Origin of the sequence: Neorhizobium sp. P12A (genome assembly GCF_008365395.1) — a bacterium.
Lineage (GTDB): Bacteria > Pseudomonadota > Alphaproteobacteria > Rhizobiales > Rhizobiaceae > Rhizobium.
Window position 1 is genome coordinate 78,591 of record NZ_QOVX01000016.1, and the last position, 19,301, is coordinate 97,891.

At 58.7% G+C, this 19,301-nt stretch carries 18 protein-coding genes and 3 pseudogenes; 8 read left to right on the forward strand and 13 right to left on the reverse strand.

Translation table 11 applies throughout. The annotated features are described in order from the left end of the window. The first annotated feature begins 2 nt into the window (after positions 1–2). Positions 3–740 (forward strand): IS21-like element helper ATPase IstB, encoded by a 738-nt coding sequence (gene istB, locus DTW90_RS28675; protein ID WP_104825865.1) that lies wholly within the window; start codon positions 3–5, stop codon positions 738–740. 206 nt (positions 741–946) lie between these two features. Here the strand turns inward: istB and DTW90_RS37800 are convergent. From DTW90_RS37800 to DTW90_RS28710, 8 genes and pseudogenes are all read right to left on the reverse strand, one after another. Beyond that, a pseudogene (locus DTW90_RS37800) lies at positions 947–1,142 on the reverse strand (LysR family transcriptional regulator); the annotation flags it as partial. A 48-nt stretch (positions 1,143–1,190) separates the two neighbouring features. Beyond that, positions 1,191–2,681 carry a phospholipase D-like domain-containing protein gene (locus DTW90_RS28685; RefSeq protein ID WP_149342783.1) on the reverse strand — a complete coding sequence of 497 codons (1,491 nt, stop codon included), beginning with the start codon at positions 2,679–2,681 and terminating at the stop codon, positions 1,191–1,193. A gap of 146 nt (positions 2,682–2,827) precedes the next feature. Further along, a complete protein-coding gene (locus tag DTW90_RS28690) occupies positions 2,828–3,448 on the reverse strand; it encodes a BA14K family protein (protein WP_132528624.1) in 621 nt (206 codons plus the stop codon). Positions 3,449–3,508: 60 nt separating this feature from the next. Then, positions 3,509–3,907: a DUF1236 domain-containing protein gene (locus tag DTW90_RS28695; RefSeq protein WP_132528623.1), complete on the reverse strand. Its 399-nt coding sequence runs from the start codon at positions 3,905–3,907 to the stop codon at positions 3,509–3,511. A gap of 461 nt (positions 3,908–4,368) precedes the next feature. Beyond that, a pseudogene (locus DTW90_RS28700) lies at positions 4,369–4,779 on the reverse strand (low affinity iron permease family protein). A 15-nt stretch (positions 4,780–4,794) separates the two neighbouring features. Continuing rightward, complete coding sequence (locus DTW90_RS28705; protein WP_132528622.1) at positions 4,795–5,025, reverse strand: hypothetical protein; 231 nt, start codon at positions 5,023–5,025, stop codon at positions 4,795–4,797. A gap of 68 nt (positions 5,026–5,093) precedes the next feature. Next, a pseudogene (locus DTW90_RS37805) lies at positions 5,094–5,246 on the reverse strand (cysteine hydrolase); the annotation flags it as partial. Between the two features lie 22 nt (positions 5,247–5,268). Next, positions 5,269–5,553, reverse strand: a complete 285-nt coding sequence (locus DTW90_RS28710) for a MarR family transcriptional regulator (RefSeq protein ID WP_246665090.1) — start codon at positions 5,551–5,553, stop codon at positions 5,269–5,271. 28 nt (positions 5,554–5,581) lie between these two features. Between DTW90_RS28710 and DTW90_RS28715 the strand changes: the two genes are divergently transcribed. Both DTW90_RS28715 and DTW90_RS28720 read left to right on the forward strand, forming a co-directional pair. Next, positions 5,582–5,851, forward strand: a complete 270-nt coding sequence (locus DTW90_RS28715) for a helix-turn-helix domain-containing protein (RefSeq protein ID WP_246665091.1) — start codon at positions 5,582–5,584, stop codon at positions 5,849–5,851. A 112-nt stretch (positions 5,852–5,963) separates the two neighbouring features. Next, positions 5,964–6,188 (forward strand): hypothetical protein, encoded by a 225-nt coding sequence (locus DTW90_RS28720; protein WP_149342785.1) that lies wholly within the window; start codon positions 5,964–5,966, stop codon positions 6,186–6,188. Positions 6,189–7,913: 1,725 nt separating this feature from the next. Here the strand turns inward: DTW90_RS28720 and ligD are convergent. Together ligD and DTW90_RS28735 are read right to left on the reverse strand one after the other, a co-directional pair. Next, complete coding sequence (gene ligD, locus DTW90_RS28730) at positions 7,914–10,574, reverse strand: DNA ligase D (protein ID WP_149342787.1); 2,661 nt, start codon at positions 10,572–10,574, stop codon at positions 7,914–7,916. Between the two features lie 150 nt (positions 10,575–10,724). Then, on the reverse strand, positions 10,725–11,114 hold the full coding sequence (locus DTW90_RS28735; protein WP_149342789.1) for a DUF2934 domain-containing protein: 390 nt from the start codon (positions 11,112–11,114) through the stop codon (positions 10,725–10,727). A gap of 147 nt (positions 11,115–11,261) precedes the next feature. On the opposite strand from DTW90_RS28735, the gene DTW90_RS28740 reads away from it, so the two are divergent. From DTW90_RS28740 to DTW90_RS28755, 4 genes are all read left to right on the forward strand, one after another. Beyond that, the gene (locus DTW90_RS28740) at positions 11,262–11,474 is read left to right on the forward strand and encodes a hypothetical protein (RefSeq protein WP_132522647.1); all 213 of its coding nucleotides are present in this window, start codon (positions 11,262–11,264) and stop codon (positions 11,472–11,474) included. A gap of 24 nt (positions 11,475–11,498) precedes the next feature. Next, positions 11,499–11,756 (forward strand): hypothetical protein, encoded by a 258-nt coding sequence (locus DTW90_RS28745; protein ID WP_132522649.1) that lies wholly within the window; start codon positions 11,499–11,501, stop codon positions 11,754–11,756. 158 nt (positions 11,757–11,914) lie between these two features. After that, positions 11,915–12,622 carry an MgtC/SapB family protein gene (locus DTW90_RS28750; protein WP_149342791.1) on the forward strand — a complete coding sequence of 236 codons (708 nt, stop codon included), beginning with the start codon at positions 11,915–11,917 and terminating at the stop codon, positions 12,620–12,622. 111 nt (positions 12,623–12,733) lie between these two features. Beyond that, positions 12,734–13,048, forward strand: coding sequence for a plasmid stabilization protein (locus DTW90_RS28755; protein ID WP_149342793.1), 315 nt, complete (start codon positions 12,734–12,736; stop codon positions 13,046–13,048). 137 nt (positions 13,049–13,185) lie between these two features. Here DTW90_RS28755 and DTW90_RS28760 read toward each other — a convergent pair whose 3' ends face one another. The 3 genes from DTW90_RS28760 to DTW90_RS28770 all read right to left on the reverse strand — a co-directional run bounded on the left by DTW90_RS28760 (position 13,186) and on the right by DTW90_RS28770 (position 16,799). Further along, the gene (locus DTW90_RS28760) at positions 13,186–15,117 is read right to left on the reverse strand and encodes a PAS domain-containing sensor histidine kinase (protein ID WP_149342795.1); all 1,932 of its coding nucleotides are present in this window, start codon (positions 15,115–15,117) and stop codon (positions 13,186–13,188) included. 162 nt (positions 15,118–15,279) lie between these two features. Then, entirely contained in the window at positions 15,280–16,194 is a 915-nt protein-coding gene (locus DTW90_RS28765) for an SDR family oxidoreductase (RefSeq protein ID WP_281025482.1), read from the reverse strand. Further along, positions 16,191–16,799, reverse strand: coding sequence for a flavodoxin family protein (locus DTW90_RS28770; RefSeq protein WP_149342797.1), 609 nt, complete (start codon positions 16,797–16,799; stop codon positions 16,191–16,193). Before DTW90_RS28770 ends, DTW90_RS28765 begins: the two co-directional genes overlap by 4 nt. A gap of 181 nt (positions 16,800–16,980) precedes the next feature. Here DTW90_RS28770 and DTW90_RS28775 point away from each other — a divergent pair, with 181 nt between their 5' ends. Beyond that, positions 16,981–19,257, forward strand: a complete 2,277-nt coding sequence (locus tag DTW90_RS28775) for an FdhF/YdeP family oxidoreductase (protein WP_132522659.1) — start codon at positions 16,981–16,983, stop codon at positions 19,255–19,257. The last annotated feature ends 44 nt before the right edge of the window (positions 19,258–19,301 follow it).

Consider the following 19,301-nt stretch of genomic DNA (forward strand, 5'->3'; position numbering starts at 1 on the left):
GAATGCTTGCTCATCCAACACTCGACAAACTCAATTCCATGGGCCTGGCCGGCATGGCGAAGGCCTTTGGGGAGCTCGTTACCAACGGCGAAGCCGAACATCTCTCGCACGCCGAGTGGCTCGGACTGCTGCTCGAACGGGAATGGAGTTCCCGCTACGATCGCAAGCTTGCCGCACGCCTCCGGTTCGCCAAGTTGCGCCACCAGGCGACCCCCGAAGATGTCGATTATCGCAGCGAGCGTGGCCTTGATCGCGCGCTCTTCATGAAGCTGCTTGGCGGCGACTGGATCAACGCTCATGACAATCTGGCCATTTGCGGACCCTCGGGTGTCGGAAAAAGCTGGTTAGCCTGCGCTCTCGGTCACAAGGCTTGCCGCGACGATCGTTCCGTTCTCTATCAGCGCGTCCCAAGACTGTTTGCCCAGCTTGCGCTCGCTCGTGGCGACGGCAGGTATGCCCGGCTGCAACGCACACTGGGTCATGTTCAGGTCCTGATCCTCGATGATTGGGGCCTCGAACCGCTCAACGAACAGGCGCGGCACGACCTCCTCGAGATCCTGGAAGATCGCTACGGCCGTCGCTCTACGATCATTACCAGCCAGCTTCCCGTATCGGCCTGGCATGGTGTCATAGGTGACCCGACGTACGCAGATGCCATACTGGATCGCCTCGTTCACAATGCCCACCGCATCGAACTCAGCGGCGATAGCCTACGTCGAAACCTACCCCGAAAAGCTTGACACCCCGCCCAAATGAACTGACAACAATCACTGCCTGCAGACCCCACTAAACAGGGGGCGAGATCAGCCCGGAATCAAGGGGCGACATCATCTCGGAACAAAGGGGCGGCTTCATCGGAATCGGCAGAACGGTTTTTGACCCGCTCGTTAAAGCTGAAGAACTGACTCTGCCAGGACTAACATTGCCGGTTTCTCCTGCAAGGGGCGCGCAGGAACTTTAGCGACGCGATGACTGCATTGCTGCGCTTCAGGCCATAAACACGTCTATCATGTCGTTCGGGACCAGATCGGCCGGCCTCAGGCCCAGGTCGAACCGGCCGCGACGATATCGACGAGCCGTCCCCCGGTGACCAGGTCGACATGCACCTTAGGATAGCGCTGCTGGAATGAAAGAACGAGTGGCCCCTTACTTGAGCGGGCGCTCAGGGTTCAATCTCCCTGGGTTTCCGTCTAAGACTGACTGCGACTCCTCTTTAACGGTGCCATCAGGTGTCCGCGGAATAGCCCACGCCGTTCCATTGGCTCGATCACAGCCTCGGGGCCTTCCGGGTCGAGGATCTCGTTGTCCGCCAGCCATTGCTCCATATCCGATATTTCCGGGGTGTGATAGGGGACGAGGGTCGATCCGCTCCCCGGATGACCCGCCGTTCGAACCTCCCTTAATACTTCGATAGCCCCAATGACTGATGCCGTCCGAGCAACAGTCTGTGTGACTTCATCTGGATCGACGCCGAGGTGTTCGGCAAGCAGGTTATCGCGCAATTGAACGAGTTTGCCTGAAAGGTGATCGTCTTGTCCGGCTTCGAAGGCAACGTCGCACTCGTTATCGAAACGCATGGATCGATTGTTGAAGTTCGAGGAGCCGACACGGATGACTTTATCGTCGACGATCATCAACTTCGAATGGACGTAGATCGGTACGCCGTTCGCGGTCACTGGGTGATAGATCCGGAATCGCCCGTGAGGATCATGGAGGCTCAGCGCTTCCCTCAGTCGTGCCCTAGCCGTGTCCATGGCAAGTTGGCCAAGCCAGTTATCTGCTTGAACAGGGTTGATGAGAATGACTTCCGGACCGTCTTTTTCCTCAAGGCGTCTGGCGAGAGCCTGAGCGATAACACGGGACGCGAAATATTGGCTCTCCGCATATATGACCCGCTCGGCCGACATGATCATATCGACATAAAGCCGTTCTATCTCCGCAACGCCCGCCTGATCTCCATAGGCAGGACTTGTACGGGAAATGCCGAGGGTCACAGATCCAAACGAGACGGCGCCCTTGAGGGATGGCGGCTCATGTGGAAAATCGACCGGTGCCAATTGCTGGCCGCCCGCGGATCGCCATCTTGAGCGGCAGAGGTCGCCGAGCGCTTTTGCAGCCGGTCCCGCACAAAAGCTCGAAGCGTCATGCCAAGGTCCGTAAGAGGCGCCATTCGGACGCCTGCGGAGCGGATCATCATCCACGTGTTTGCGTGTATCCCAGCGCCCTGCGGTGACGTCGATACCGCCACAGAAAGCGATCGCATCGTCAATGACAAGGATCTTTTGATGGTGCGAACTGCCGACGGGATGATTTCCATCCAGAAGAACGGTTATCCGGCCGTGGAGCTTCCACCGCAAAAGATAAGGAAGGTTTGAGAGTTTCGCCCAGTTCGACAGAAAACCGGGATTCCAAAGGAGAAGCCGTATTTCCAGGTCCGGGCTTTCCTCGGTTAGCCAAAGAAGATAATCCCCAACGTGTGCAGGCCCCTCATAATCTTCGCTCGGGCGGCCGAGGGTGATCGATGCATCGAAATCCCAACCCACGAGGAAAATCGACTTTCGGGCTGATCGCATGGCCGCCCGGGCCGCGGCGAAATAATCGTCTGCGTCAATTACGATCGCAAATTCGTCAGCCCGCTCCGCCCGCCATACATTCGACGACAGTTGAAGCAGTCCCGCCATTGGATTTTTCCTAATTCTAAACGTCTCGTCGCATGGGCGCTCGAACCGCTTTTGAATGACGAAACATTGGTTGCGTCAAGGGCGCCGCTTTGGAACGCCGTTAGAGAATAATCACGGGATCATAGACCCCGACTTTGCGTGACGGTCTAAAACCGGTGAGTATCGTTTCGCGCCGACGCCATGTCTGCATGTGAAGGAGGGACGCATCTGCGACGCGGACCATCGTAACGCCGATAACTATTGTCGTCTTGCCTATAGGATGCATACCGTGCAGCGCACCAGGCAGCATCGGCACGACTAAGCGCGGATATTTCGTGACCGCGATTGGCGAGCTGAGCAACGGAGCCTTCCTGGCCGATTTGCGCGGCGGCATATGGAGACGTGCAGCTACGTGTCTCGCCGCTGTAGGAGCAGTAGCTGTTGGTAGCGGGATCAAAAGAACGGTAACGAGCAGCGCACCAATCGAGGTGCGCCGTCGACATGACCGGCCGGGCAGCCTCGGTCCTCTCTTGCAATGGGCCTTCTTGGCGATGTTCGGCTGTCGGCGCTTGAGTGACATAGGTTGAATAGGCGGCGGGTAACCGCTGGTAGTGCTGGCTGCTGGGTTCGACGCGAACCGGGGACGTCGTCCATAAGTCAGGGGCGGACAGGCTAGCGGATTCGCTCGACCGTGGATCCGCCATGACAAATGACGCGAGCGAAGCAGCAGTGATGCACGCGCCGACGGAACTCGCCATACCAAATGCCACTGTTGCGATTGCCTTCATGTTGATATCCTGCGTTGGGCGCGAGAAGCAGGCGCGGCAAGTGCCGCGCCTCCCATATGCTTACTTAATGACCTGGATCACCTTCCTAGACGACGGCTCGACGATCACCCGCTCGTCGTTGACAACGGCGTAGGCATAAGTCGGATCATCGGGAATGGGCTTCACGACAACGGTTTCAGGGAGGGGCTGGCCGACCACGACCTTTTCCCTGACGACGACCCGGGCCGAAGGCGCCGGAGCTTCCCGAACATAGGTCACCACCTTCTGCGGCGGCGGATCGATGGCCGTGCCAATAGCTGCACCAGCAACGCCGCCCACGGCAGCTCCAACCGGCCCTCCGACGATTGCCCCTGTGACAGCCCCGCCGGCAGCACCTTTGACTGTCGAAGACTGGGCGAAAGCCGAACCAGACATCAGGGCTGCAGACACCGCCGCACCTACAATTATCTTGCGAAGCATTTGATCCTCCATCTAAACCGGTCCTCTGACCGTGGCCAGATAACGGACAAGTTTGGGGCGGGTTCCATAGGTAGGACCTTGGTCGGAAAGACACCTCGGATTGTGATCGTAGCATCTACGCAATCCGTTGCCGTTCGTTTTGCCCTACAGCCCGCGGTCCAAAGCCGACCCGAAAGCACTCTACAACTTTAGATAAATTTCATGGGAGCCGGGAGACATATTGCCGAGAACCCTGCCCGCAGGCACCGTGATAATCTTGGCCGTTCGGCGACGGAAATCACATGGGTCCAGCCAGAAGTATGGCGAAGACTTCGCGAGCATCGACAGGGAGTCGGAGACGAAGTGCGTTGTGACGCTCAAGGCACTGTCAAGAAAGGGATGAAGCGTGGTCGCCGGAGATGGTTTCCGGTTCAATCCCGGAAGGAACTTGAGGCGATCATCGAGAATCGAACAGAAGAGGCCTAACCGGTCTCGCGCGCTTTCGCCTTGTCGTCCGTGACGTCTTCGACGAGTTCGCCCTTTTCCGCCAGCGTCCTGCTCATCTCCCTTAACTGGGCCTCCTCGAGCTTTTCTATGCGGACGAACTTGTTCTGTGCCTGCGACGTCAGGATCAGTTTGTCAAGCTTCGCCTGTAGTGCCTTGCCATCTCGATTCTGCGAGTTCTGCAGCACGAAGACCATCAGGAAGGTGATGATCCTGGTGCTGGTGTTGATGAAAAGCTGCTAGTTCTCGGAATAGCCGAAGAACGGCCCGGACGGGGCCCAGACGACGACCAGGGCGACGGCAAGCACGAAGGTGACGGGCGTGCCTGACCGGTCGGCTACGGCGCCGGCGAACTCGGAGAAGAACTTCGAGACAGTATTGTCGCTCATGGGAGCCTACCCGCATTAGTGAATGGCCGAGGACGTGGGAGCGTTTACCTTCGTGGACGAAATGCCGATGTAGGTGCCGATCAGGGCGGTCGCGAGGTCGTCGACGCTCCGATAACCTTCGTTGTAGAGGTTCATCACCGCGGTGCAGAGAAACTGTGAGGACTGCTCGTCCGGTGGCACTCCGTAGTAGTGATACCAGTTCTGCACGGCTTCGGACATTGCTCGGAAATCAGGCGGTTTGTTCATCGCTCCTCCATCCTTAATTAGCTAGGAGGCCGCCGTTGATCGTCAACGCCGGCGACGGAGTGATGCAGCTATGGACGCCTTAGGAACCTCTCGGCTGTGAGCACTTCCACCTGGACCGAAAACCGATCCGTGAGAAGCTGCAGCGTCGCGTCGTGAGTTTCATCGGCGGCGCTGCACACAGCATCGCTGAGAAGCTTGACCGCGTAGCCTAGTACCTCGCCACAGAGATTATGACGGTTTGTGTTATCGTAGAATGGGCAGGGCTTCTGGCGGGATGAGAAGTTGGATGCTGCGTGCGGCGCCTGGCACGCGGGATATAAAGCCCGCCTTCTCGAGGGTGAGCACCATCTGGTGAACAGACGGAGCCGTAACGCCGAAGTGGCGACGCATTTCGGCTTCGGCCGGAGGCTGTTTGAAGATGCGGCTGTAGGCGTAGATGAAGGCCAGGTACTGGCCTTGGATCTGCGTAAGGTTCGGTCTTGCCGTTGCAGCTTGCGGGTCAAGTGAGGGACTCATTTTGGGATTCATCTGCGTCTCCACGCTGAAGGAGGTGTCGATGAATATAAAGTTTCACATAGAGCTTAGCCAACCGGAACGTGACCAACTGGCCGCTTTGTTGAGCGCAGGGTGCCACAGGTCGCGCAAGATCAAGCGCGCCCAGATCCTGGTCGCAGCGGACGAAGGCTTCAGCGACGAGGTGATCGCGGCAACCTTGAACGTCAGTGGATCGACGATTTACCGGACCAAGCGCCGGTTTGTGGAAGCCAATCTCGACGGGGCGCTCAGCGAGGCCAGAGGGGTCAAGGCTGTTAGCTGTCATTTTTAAATGCACTTGCATTTCTTATAGGCAATCATAAGCTCGCAAATGTCGGTAGGCGTAAACCTCAGCAGTGACCGTCGGAGATTTATCGTGGTCCAGTCCAAGTAGGAGCACCGTGATGTCTTTGCTGACCCTTCTCAGCTCGCAAGATGAGCAAATCGAAATCGTCACCAATACCATCCGGCAATGGTGCGACGAGCACAATCACGACATTCACGACGAGCGTGGCAGGTTCGCGCTACAAGCGGCTGTTGCTCTCGCTCTGACGGACAAATGGGACCCGTCAACGTTCGCTTCCCGACTTAGAAGGGAAATGGACAACTGCCCTGACCTGACCATGTAGGGATGGCCATCCTATGTCTGATCATCTCGGACGGAATCTCCAAGTCTGTTTCGAGATCTCTCTCGATTCGACGGTCGCCAAGCTAACCGGTCAGGAAACGAGTTGTTCCGTCGCTCGGCTGCTAAGTCAGGGCCGAGCCCGCTCGCTCTCGAAAGTGCCAGCCACTCTAGCTCAGCACCAACGCAGGTGGCTTCGGGCAGGTATCCCGAACAATTGATCGGCCCCCAGTTGGAAATCGCACCTGGGGGTACCATCGGCACTGTCCGAGAGTCTTTGCGCGCACGGCTCGCTGTCCAGAGGCGCAAATTTTCATGCGCCAGCATTCTTGCGGTGCCACCGATCCAATCGCTGTGTCGATAACGGCCTCGATGCGCGACTGCGAGAAATGTGCCTGTTCGCAGGAATTGCCTCGCATTTCCTCCACCTGGAACACCACCACGACCAGGGAGTTGTGTTCGAAAGGAGAGCATCATGGTTGCCGAACACGAGCAGGATCGTATAAAACCTGCGATCGGTCTCGCGCCCACGTCATCGATGTGACAGTCGTAGCAGGCGATTTTGTGTTCGGTAAAGGCATGCTGAAGTGGGAGCATTTACCGGGGCAGACCATGGACCGACACAGTTTCCCATCAGAATGATTGCGATATCAAAGACCTTCGGGTAGCGCTCTCGCTGCTATTCGCCTGATGAACTGCCATGTCGAAATCGCCCTTGCCTGCAACCGAGGTCGGCTGAGCGAAACCCGTTCAATGGCCGCCTGCTTTCGAAGGTCTTCCCTATAGCCGGGAGGATGTGGCCGCCGCCAACAGGTCCGAAATCGAGCGGCTGTGGACTAAGACAAGCTCGTTTGCTCGTCCGGGAACCGAGGCAGCGGTATGGAGTTCTCCCTGCAGCGAAGGAGAACGCAATGCCCAAGGACTCATTAGATGACAAAGACATCCTAAACGGAGTCGGCCCACTGGATTATGATCTAGGCGCGGTCGATGACCAGACATCCAGTGCAGCCACTGATGATGAAAGATCTACGGATTCCTGCGCTCGCGATGCTGGTCGGGCCGCAGACGCGAGCGAGGCAGCAAGCGCTGTGCGAGAAGCCGTGAGGTCCACGACCCCACGCTCAGGTCCGTCCATAGAGCGAGACATAATGATGGTGGTGGCAGCGGGCTATATCGGCTACTTCATTGCTCGACTGGCAAGATGATTGAACGATGACGGCGACGACCTCCGAAACCTGACAGTTCGAGTGCCGCCTCTTGCGGCGTTCATCAGCGGATGCCTCGCAAGTCTCGCCGGACAATCGCGACAGTAGCCTCTCATTTCGTGCAATGCTTTGCCCTATGCTCTCGCTTTTCGCAAGCGAGGGACGAGGCAATGGGCGAAGATCACACGAAAGGACATGATTCTTGAATTCCTGAGGAAGCAAACGTTGCGGTCATCGCGATATGCCACCGCAACGGAACGTCGGAGGCGGGTACGGTCGACTTCTCGGTGCGGGACAATCTTGAGATCTTGTTCAATACTTTTAAAGACACACGGAAGTTCAACAATATCGCGGAGAGTCCTGGAGGGAAAATTCCTAACGCTGCCAATTCCGCAGTACCGACCTCAACCTGGAGTCGTCGCCCGCCTCGCGGCACATCAAACTCTGCAGCGTAGCTACTGCAAAATAAACCGACTATGGATTGCATGGCCATTTTTACAGCAATAACAGTCCTGTCAAAGCTCCTATCCGCGGGCTGCTCGCGTCTTGCCCTTGTTTAAACGCTTGATCGCTTGCTCAAGTGACCGCTGGCCGTCGCAGTAGTCCTCCCATGCCGTGCTTTGTTTGAGCAAGGCCGGTACGGTCGGAATCGTGAACCGTTTCGGATCGAGTCCTGCTTTGACCTGTGTCCAGTTGAGCGGCATCGAGACCGTCGCTCCGGGTCTCGCACGAGGCGACAACGGCGCTACCGCTGTCGACGTTCGGTCATTCCGCAGGTAGTCCAGAAAGATGCGCCCATTGCGCTCAGCCTTGGACATCTTGGTAAGATACAGGTCGGGATTATCGCGTGCCATCTCTACGCAGACATCATGCGCGAAACTTTTTCCTTCATCCCATGTCAGCTTTTTACCTTTCGGCACCAGCAGCGGCGTCACCACATGGAGCCCCTTGCCGCCTGTGGTTTTGCAAAAACTGACAAGACCGAGCTCCTCCAGGCGGTCCCGGATTTCGCGTGCGCCCTCGATCACCGCCGCGAAATCGACATCCGGTCCAGGGTCCAGGTCGAATACCAACCGCCCAGGAACCTCCGGTTGGTTTGGTTCGCAGTTCCACGGGTGAAGTTCGGTACCGCCGATCTGGGCGATCGCCGCCAATCCTTCAACCCGATCGATCTGCAGATAGGGCTGCTTGTCACCGGACACCTTGACCTGCTCGATCAGATTGGATGTCCCTTGCATCGCGTGACGCTGGAAGAATTGCTCGCCACCGATACCGTCAGGGGTCCGGATAATCGAACAGGGCCGCCCCTTGATATGATTGATGAGCCAAGAACCCACGGCCTCGTAATAGTGCGCCAGGTCGACTTTCGTGACCGGCTCACCGCCAAGGGCGTCCGGCCATAGCTCTTTGTCGGGACTCGAAATCAGGACACCCATCACGTCGACTTTTGCGCCCTTGCGCAGCCTCGACGGTTTCGCGCGCGTTGGCTCGGGATCAGGGACATTCGCTTCGGCGGGGGCGGCTGGCTTTTCGGCTTCGACCTCCTCCGCAGGCTTGTCTTCGCGAAGTCCCTTGAACGCCGCCTGCCTGACCTGGCCGTCGGCAGTCCATCCGGCAAACTCGATTTCTGCGACCAGTTCAGGCTTCACCCAAACGATGTCCGGGTTCTTCTTGGGAGCGTCAATGCCGGTGAATGGAGATTTCGGCCGCTCAATCTCTTTCAAGCGTGGCAGCAGTTTATCGACGACGCTCGCGCCATATCCGGTCCCGACCCGGCCGACATACACGAAATGCTCGCCACGATTGACACCCACCAGCAACGACCGGAACTTGCCGTTTGTGGTGGCGTAGGCGCCAATGACGACCTCATGCCCTGCCCGGCATTTTGATTTTGCCCAGATTTTCGTCCGACCGGACTCGTAGGCGGCATCAGCTTTCTTGGAGACGATCCCCTCCAACGAAAGCTTGCAGGCAGACCGCAGGACAGCATCTCCGCCCGTTTCAAAGTGTTCAACGAAGCGCAAACGCGGATCGTCGCCAGCAGCTTCCGACAACAAAGCCGAAAGACGCTCCTTTCGCTCGGACAGCGGCAACTGCCTTAGGTCGTTACTGCCGTCACACATCAGGTCGAAGGCGAAATAGACGAGATCATCGGTTTTGCCTTCGGAGAGTGCTGCCTGCAGAGCCGCGAAATCCGGGGCGCCATTCTCGTCGAGGGCACAGATCTCACCATCGATAATGGCGTCGGGAAGGCTCGACCCCGATCGAGCGATCGCAGAATACTTGTTCGTCCAGTCAAGACCCTTGCGGGTCTTCAGAGTTACCTTGCCATCCTCAACGCGCATCTGAATGCGGTAGCCGTCGAACTTGATTTCGTGGACCCACCCCGTGGTGGAAGGCGGTCGATCCAGCGTTTCGCAAAGCTGCGGAGCGATGAAATCCGGCATGGCAGAAGCTTCGGCCTTTTCGCCTGGCTTGTGTTTGACCATCGCCTTGGTCCCTGCTTTCCGCTCATCGGCCGCCAGCCCCTCACTGTTATCCCATACAGCGTCCGCTTCGACGACGCCGCCTGCGGTCATGAAGGGCTTTGGCTTCTTCCCTTTTCCTGCCGCGATGGCTTCCATCGTTCTGCCGGATGCGACGGATGTGTCGTTCTCCTCCAGGACCGCCGCACCGTCCTCGTCCACGGAGAAATCGTCATGATGCTTGATCAGGAGCCAGTTGGTACGTTTTTCGCCCTCGCGTTCGCGCATGCGGACCAGCACGAAGCTGCCATGAAGCCGGTCACCCTCCAGAGTGAATTTGAAATCGCCTTCGGCCAAAGCCTGCGCGGGGCTCTTTTTTCCTTCCGGCTCCCAATAACCTCGGTCCCAAAGCATGACGGTGCCACCGCCATATTGTCCCTTGGGGATCGTGCCTTCGAAGTCGCCGTAGTCGAGCGGGTGATCTTCGACCTCAACCGCGAGCCGCTTGTCTTGAGGGTCAAGTGATGGACCTTTGGTCACCGCCCAAGATTTGAAGACTCCGTCCAGTTCGAGTCGCAAGTCGTAATGAAGGCGGGTGGCGTCGTGCTTCTGAATGACGAAGCGGCGGCGGTTCGAAGATTTGACTGTCACCTCGCCGCTGGGCTCGGCGGTCTTCTTGAAATCACGTTTTGCACGGTATTTTGAAAGATTATCGGCCATGGCTCTTCTCGATCGCGATCGAGAGTCGAAATGCGACCACCGCTCTCATAGTTCCCGGCAGGACAAGCGCACTCCGCTCGACTTCGAAGCTGTGCCTCATCCGGACACACCAGGCGGGACGGGGGCGAGCGGATCGGTCACCTTCAATCCTCAGCGGGCGTTGATGCTGGGAAGAAGATTTTCGACCTGCTTGCGATCTCCTACCGGAAGCGTCTCGATCCGGTTTTGCCAGAATTCCTCAGCTGAAGGAGGATCGGACTCCCATTGCCGGACATCGGTGATGTTGTCATCGATCTTCGATAGTCTTCTGCCGCCCAGCGACAGATATTCCTGGGCAAGCTTATGCGTTCTCGTTTCCAGGTCGTCGCCGGATGGCGCCGACACGCCGCTGTTGTGATCCGAGGGCATAGTCTGCGGCATTCCTCCAGCGTTGCGATGTTCCTCTTCCGCCTCCAGCCAGTGGCGCTCGTGGGCGCCTTCGGGACGAACTTCGTCCTCCCACTTCCAATAGGCTGCCTTTCGGATTTCTTCCTCGCTCATCATTCTCTCCTGGGTAGGGCTTCGGAGCCTAAACCTCCCATCGCCATCATCGTTCCAACACTTGGCGCGCCGGGGCGAAAACCGTGCGCTTTCCCGCCCTCCGGAACACCATGCTGGTCTCGGCGTTGTCCGACAAAGGAGAGCAAGATGTCCAAGATCACAAACGGCCCGAACGACCGCCCGCGGGACGAAAGCATCGCGCAGAGCGGCCCTGGCATTCCTGACGACAGCAGCGCGCCTGTCACCGCGTCGGACAAGGAGATCGAGGAGGCTCGGCGCAAATTGAGAAGCGGCTATCGTCCATCGGAGAGCGTTGAACTGGAGCGCCAGCTTGAGCGCCCAAAGCACGGAACCGCCTGAAGAATTTTCGCTGGAGACACCGCGATGACCTACGTTGCATCCCCGAGCCACGCAATCAATGATCCCGCCAGAACAGACGATCTTCGGCAGTGTCTGGAAACGGCGCGCAGGCGTCTGGACGAAGTGTCAAAGTCTTCAAGTGTCGAGAAAGAAGCGGAGATCATTTCCTCCGCGATCGGGGCCGGGTGGAACGAGGAAGAGGTCATAATCGCCTTGAATCCCGCACGCGAGCCGGACGGCCGGAAACCTACGATCGGTCTCGTGCCTTCTTCATCGATGTGAGTGATCGTCCGCGTCGTCGTCGGTGAAGCTCTCTGAGGCTGTCGCGTTCACCCGTGCTCACCATGGGCCGACATAGGTCCCGACCAGAATGGTCGCGATCGTCGATCTGCTGATCGCGGTAGAGCGCGACGTCGCGGCTTCGGAAGGAGATGTGATCCATGTTCGATTTGATGCCAACCGTGCCAACTTGGTGGGATATCGGCCTGAGGCTTCTGTTGACGGTGCTTGCCGGGGGCGTCACCGGAATGAACCGGCAGGTCGGCGGGCACGCAGCTGGATTCCGCACGACGATACTCGTCGGACTTGCTGCATGTCTTGCGATGATCCAGGCGAATCTTCTTCTGGCGACGGTCGGAAAATCCGAACAGTCCTTTGCCGTCATGGATACATTGCGGTTTCCGCTTGGAATTCTGACCGGCGTCGGCTTTATCGGCGGCGGCGCAATCCTGAAGCGCGGCGACTTGGTGACGGGGGTGACGACCGCTGCCACGCTGTGGATCGTCACCGCGATTGGCCTCTGTGTCGGCGGAGGCCAGATCATTCTTGGATGCGTCGGCGCGGTGGTGGGCTTTTTGGTGCTGTCACCGTTCAAGTGGCTCGATGAAAAACTGCCGAGACGTCAGAAGGCGCGAATGGTGATCAGCTCGAAGACTGGACGGGTTGCCGATCTGATCGCTGCGCTTCAATCGATCGGGTGCCGTGCGCGTTTCATGGAAAAACGCCGCTCCTCCGAGAAAGGCGTGCTGCTGCTGACCTACGAACTCAAATGGACCGGCACTGCCGAAGACGACCCGGAGCGGATCATTTCCGTCATCGAAAAATCCCACCAGCTGGATAGCTTCGAAGTGCTGAACCCGACTGCCTGAATCACCATCCAGGAGGAAGCTGCAAAATCCGCACAAGTCGACGGTTGGGAACCTGTGCCGTACCCGGAAGTTTAGCGAGAGCAAAGGAAACCGACGAACACGGAGGCGACAATGCCAAAGGGAGACAAATCCCCGTACACCGACAAGCAGAAGCGCAAGGCCGAACATATCGAGGAAGGCTACGAGGATCGTGGCGTGTCCCATGGCGAGGCCGAGCGCCGCGCGTGGGCAACCGTCAATAAGGAAAGCGGCGGCGGCAAGAAGTCCGGATCAGGCCGCGGCAAGGCGGAAGACCTTTCCTCATCGAAGAAAGGCGGAAAGATCGGCGGTCACGCCGCGGCCTCCCGATCCGAGGCTGATAGGTCAGCATCGGCGAAGAAGGCTGCGGCAACACGCAAGCGCAACGAACATCATGCCGGCCATTGATCGTTCGCGTAACGCGCTGGCATGAAGTTCGCCACCCATGCCCGCTGCCGCACCGTTCGCCGCTGATTTCGGAATCCGAAACCGTTCTTATGCCCGGCCGCGAACACATCCAATAGATTTCAATGAAGACGGCGCCGTCAACTTATCGCAACCGGTGTCGCAAGGGCGGCTTTTAGCTGCCGCTGGTTGAACGGCTTTGACAGACGCTGGGCGTCCACCTCGGCGCCATCCGGAAGCTCGGCATATCCGGTCGCAAGGACAATCCTTACGTTCGGGTAACGAGACGCCACCTCTCTGGCAAGATCCGCTCCTGTCATGTGGGGCATGGCATGGTCTGTAATCAGGACGTCGGGCACCGGTCCGCGCTCAAGAACTTCCAGTGCCTCCTTGCCGGACTGCGCCTGCATTGTCGCGTGCCCGAGGTCTTCCAGCATGAGGACCGTGTTCATCTGAACGAGGCTATCGTCGTCGACCACGAGCACGGTGAGCGGTCCCACGGGATCGACTGACGTTTGCTCGGCGGGCGGATTCTCGACCTTCTGCTTGTCTGCTATTGGCATCCAGAGTTCCGCCGTCGTTCCCTGACTGCGCACAGACTTCAGCGTCAGTCTGCCGCCCGATTGCGCCATCACGCCCTGGACCATTGGAAGACCAAGGCCAGTCCCCTTGCCGATTCCTTTTGTCGTAAAGAATGGTGTGGTCGCCTTTTCCAGCGTTTCCGCATCCATGCCTTCGCCCTCGTCTCTGACGGAAAGGCAGACGTATTCCCCCGCGGGGAGATCTGGAACGTCTCCCTTATCCAGTACATGCTTGCGCGCCGAGACGGTAATCATGCCGCCGCGTGGCATTGCGTCTCGGGCATTCACCACAAGATTGAGCAACGCGCTTCCGAGCTGGTTCGGGTCGGTTCTGGCCAGCGGCAGCGACAGGGGGAATACAGTGCTGATCTCGACCGCCGGCCCGATTGAGTGCTGCAACAGCTCGGCCATCTCTTTGACGAGGTTCTGGAGGTCAACCAATTCCAGCTTCAATTCCTGCTTGCGGGAGAATGCGAGCAACCGTTGCGTCAGCGACGCGCCGCGACGGGCGCCCTGCATGGCGTTGTCGATGAGCCCGAGGACCTCGGGCATTTCGGCGACCCTCTTCCTTGCGATTTCGAGACTTCCGAGGATCGCCGTCAGGAGATTATTGAAATCGTGGGCGATGCCTCCGGTCAATTGCCCGACGGCTTCCATCTTCTGTGACTGGAACAGCTCTTCCCGCGCCCTATCCAGCGCCTCTTGTGCATTGCATTTTTCCGTCACGTCCCGGGTAATCTTTGCGAAGCCGATTAGGTTCCCATCGTCCGCGTGAATGGCGTCGATGATGACGCTGGCCCAGAAGCGCGTTCCGTCTTTGCGTACACGCCAGCCCTCCCTCTCGAAGCGGCCTTCCCGCGCCGCGGTCTCAAGCGCATTTCGTGGAAGTTCCTTTTCCTTGTCCTCGTCCGTGTAGAAGCGCGAGAAATGTTCGCCGATGATCTCGTCGGGAGCGTAGCCCTTAATTCGTTGCGCGCCTGCGTTCCAACTGGACACGCGGCCCTCCGGGTCCAGCATGTAGATTGCATAGTCGGTCACCCCCTGCACCAGCAGGCGGAATTGCTCCTGGTTCCGCTTCAGGACTTCTTCGGTCGCTTTCCTTTCCGAGAGGTCGCGTGTGATCTTCGCGAAGCCGACGAGCTGTCCGCGAGGGTCGTGAACCGCATCGATGATCACGTGTGCCCAAAAGCGTTTCCCATCCTTGCGGACACGCCAGCCTTCGGCTTCAAACCTTCCTTCCCTTGCCGCCGTTGCCAATGCCATCGCCGGAATTCCCGCCGCCCTGTCCTCGGGAGTGTAGAAGCGCGAGAAATGTTCACCCAGGATCTCCTGCTCGCTGTAGCCCTTGAACCGTTGCGCTCCGGGGTTCCAACTGCTGACATAGCCCTCCGGATCAAGGAGATAGATGGCGTAGTCGGTGATGGCATCGACCAGGATGCGGTATCGGCCTTCGGTGGAGGCCTGCTGGAGACCGGCGACTGTGGGGTTCATGAATTCCTCGAAGCTTTCGGGCGCATATAGCGCAGCGCGGAAGCAAAACCATTCGGACACGTCGGAGTTCCGCCTCGTGCTGGAATTGTGGGCAGGCGAAGACCCGACCGCTTCATTCTGTCCGGAAAAGGCTGCGGGCGCTCTCCCGGCGAGCACGGCCAGTTAGGGCTGGCCACTGCCGCCGGCAGCGCCATAGACCTGCCCGGTCGCGTAGCTTGCGGTCGGATCGGCAAGCTGGACATAGATCGAGGCGAGCTCGGCAGGTTGGCCTGGACGTCCCAGTGGCGTCATCGCGCCGAACTTCTCAAGCTTCTCCATGGTGGCTCCACCCGCGACCTGCAGCGGCGTCCAGATCGGACCCGGAGCGACGCCATTGACCCTGATACCCTTCGGACCCAGCTGCTTGGCCATCGATTTCGTGAAGCTCATCCCGGCCGCCTTCGTCATCGCATAATCGACGAGATCCTTGGACGGATCGTAGGCCTGCTCTGAGGTCGTGACGATGATCGCGGAACCCGGCTTCAGGTGTTTCAGGGCAGCTTTGGTGATCCAGAACATCGCGTAAACGTTTGTCTTCATGGTCGCGTCGAATCCTTCGGTCGTGATCTCCGACAACGACGAAGCCTGCTGCTGACGACCGGCATTGCTGACGAGGATATCAAGCCCGCCCAAAGCTTCGGCGGCGTCGGCAACAAGCCTTTCACAGAAAGCTTCGTCGCGAAGATCCCCCGGTAGCGCAACGCCTTTGCGTCCCTCCTTTTCAATCAGCGCAATTACCTCCCTGGCATCGGGCTCCTCGTCGGGAAGATAATTGATGGCGACATCGGCTCCCTCGCGCGCGTAGGCGATAGCAGCGGCTCGCCCCATCCCGGAATCACCGCCCGTAATCAGAGCTCTCAACCCTGCGAGGCGTCCATATCCCCGATAGGAGGCTTCGCCATGGTCCGGCTTAGGATTCATCTTGCCAGCAAGCCCGGGAAAGGGCTGTGACTGCTTCTCGAAGGTCGGTTTCGGATATTTCGTGGTGGGATCTTCCATGGTAACTTCTCCTTCATCTCGGGGGCGGTCGACGATCATTGGCCCGGATACTGTTCTTCCCTAAGCAGGCGGCTGAGATGCACGGTGTTGCGAACCAGCATGTCGACGGCCTTCGTCACGACCTTCGGCACCGATTTCAGATCGACGAAATTGGTGCTGCCCATCGCCTCCCCTACCCAGTAGGCGACAGCGTTAGCCGGGATCGTGAAGCCGACGTCGTTCAGCGCCTGATAAAGTTCAGCGGACACATGATGCGCCCCATCCTCGTTGCCGACGACGGCGACCGCGGCGACGCGTCCATAGGACACCATCCGGCCCTGCTCGTCCGTCTCCGAGAGAAACGCGTCCATGCGCTCCAGCGCACGTTTCGTGACCGACGACGGTTGGCCCAACCATATCGGCGTTCCGACCACCAGGATGTCGGCCGCCAGCACAGCCTCACGGATATCCGGCCACGCATCGCCTTTTCCTTCATCCGACGTTACGCCCGGCTTGATGTCGTGGTCGGCAAGACGGATGGTCCTGGTCGCAACGCCCTGCTTTTCCAAGCCGTTTGCAATCAGTCCCAACATACGATCCGTCGAGGATTTTTCTCCGCCACTGGACTTGAGCGTTCCGTTGAGAGCGAGCGCAGTGAGGGGCATCCGTATTCTCCTGGTCATTACGTTGCCGGACTTAACCAGTGACACGTTCTCTTGTTCCGTTCGCCACCAGACAGGTTCGCGGCCGCCCGCTGCCATTTATCTGGGTCGCAATCGGACGCTTGAGGAACCTACGATCGCTTCGGAGATTTGATTTGCAGAAGCGAATGTCCGTGAGGCGAACATGGCAGATCAATATCCGACTACCCATTCCGAAGGTCCGGCTGGCGGCTGGAGCTCGTTGAAATCGATTGCCCGCATCTATGGCGAGAGCTGGCCGACACCAGCAGCAATCGACACCCTGCGCCGCCAGAACAAGCCGGGTGGCTTCATGTGCGTTTCCTGCGCCTGGCCGAAGCCCGTGAACTACCATCCCTTCGAATTCTGCGAAAACGGCGCGAAAGCGACGCTCTGGGATCTCACCAACAGCCGATGCACGCCGGACTTCTGGGCCGAACATACCGTCGAAGAACTCCGGGGGTGGAAAGATCACGACCTGGAAATGACGGGCCGGCTGACCCATCCTCTTCGCTACGATGCCGGGACCGACCGCTATGTCGAAGTCACATGGGACGAGGCTTTTCAGCACATCGGAGCCGCGCTGAAGCGTCTCGAAAAGGAGAGCGTGGTCTTCTATTCTTCGGGACATGCCGGACTGGAGGCATCCTATCTCTACGCACTTCTTGCCCGCGCCTACGGCAACAACAATCTGCCCCAGAGTTCCAATATGTGCCACGAGACGACGTCCGTCGGGTTGAACAAGGTCATCGGCTCGCCCGTCGGAACCATCGTCTGGGAAGACCTGGAGAAGGCAGATGCGTTTTTCTTCTTCGGCCAGAACCCCGGCTCGAACAGCCCCCGCTTCCTCCACCCGCTGCAGGAGGCCAAGAAGCGCGGAGCGAAGATCGTCACCTTCAATCCGATCATCGAACAGGGCCTCGTTTCCTTCGTCAATCCTCAGGATCCGATCGCCATGCTGACCGGGCACGAGACGAAGATCTCGGATCAGTATCTGCAAGTGAAGGCCGGCGGCGACATCGCGGCCATCCTCGGTCTCTGCAAGCGCGTGATCGAAGCCGACGACCATGCCCAGGAGGCCGGAACAGACAGGGTGATCGATTGCGATTTCATCGCCGAACACACGACGGGCCTCGAAAAATTCGCGGCTGTCGTCCGTGATGTGCGTTGGAGCGACATCGAACGTGAAAGCGGCTTGCCGGAAGCAGCGCTTCGCCAGGCGGCCGATACCTATATCGAGGCGAAGAACGTCATCGGCGTCTACGGCATGGGCTTGACCCAGCATGCGCAAGGGGCGCTGAACGTCGCCATGGTCGTGAACCTGCTGCTGCTTCGCGGCAATATCGGTCGCAAGGGCGCTGGCTGCTGTCCGGTCAGGGGCCACTCGAACGTGCAGGGCCAGCGAACGGTCGGCATCGCCGAAAAAACCAAGCTGATCCCGATGGACAAGCTGAAGACGCTCTTCGACTTCGACCCGCCGACCAAGGATGGCACCACGATCGTCGATGCGGTGAAGGGCCTGATGGAGGGCCGGATCAAGGGATTTATCTGTCTCGGCGGCAACCTTTTGCGCGCCGTGCCGGACCAGAAGGAGATGGAGTGCGTCTGGGCCGCCCAGGACCTGACGGTGATGATCTCCACCAAGCTTAACCGAAGCCACCTCTTTCCGGGCAAGGAAGCCTTCATCCTGCCGTGTCTGTCGCGCACGGAGTTCGATCAGCAGGCAACAGGGCGGCAGGCGGTGACGACGGAGGACAGCTTTTCCCATATTAGCGGCAGCCTTGGAAAAAGAACGCCTGCCTCGCCCCACCTGAAAAGCGAGCTTGCCATCGTCGCGGGTATCGCGAAGGCCGCTCTCGATCCAAACCCGAAGATTCGGTGGGACGACTGGACGGGAGACTATGGCCTCGTCCGTGACCTGATCGAGTTCACCTATCCGAAGGATTTCAAGGACTACAACCAAAGGCTCTTCCAGCCGGGCGGCTTTTATCGGGGCAACAGCGCCCATGATCGTGTCTGGAACACCGAAGAGAAGAAGGCGGTTTTCACAACGCCCGACCGCCTCAATGCGCTATCATTCAAAGACGAACCGGGTCGGTTCAGGCTGATCACCATTCGATCGAACGATCAGTTCAACACGACCATCTACGGCTATTCCGATCGGTTCCGGGGTATCGAGGGTACACGCGACGTCGTGCTCATGTGCGAGGACGATGTCGCCGATGCAGGATTGCAGCCCGGACAGACCGTTACGCTTGTCAGCGATTTCGGCGATGGAAAGCGACGCGAACTCGGCGGGCTCGTCGTGACGCTCCACGACCTCCCCCCAGGCACGATCGCTGCCTATTATCCGGAATGCAACGTGCTCAATGCCATCGACCATCACGACGAACTGTCGAAGACGCCAGCATCGAAGGGAATCCCTGTCAGGATTCGAGGTTAGGTCGCCCGCCCCAGGAATGTGTATGCTGTTTCGTCATGCTCATA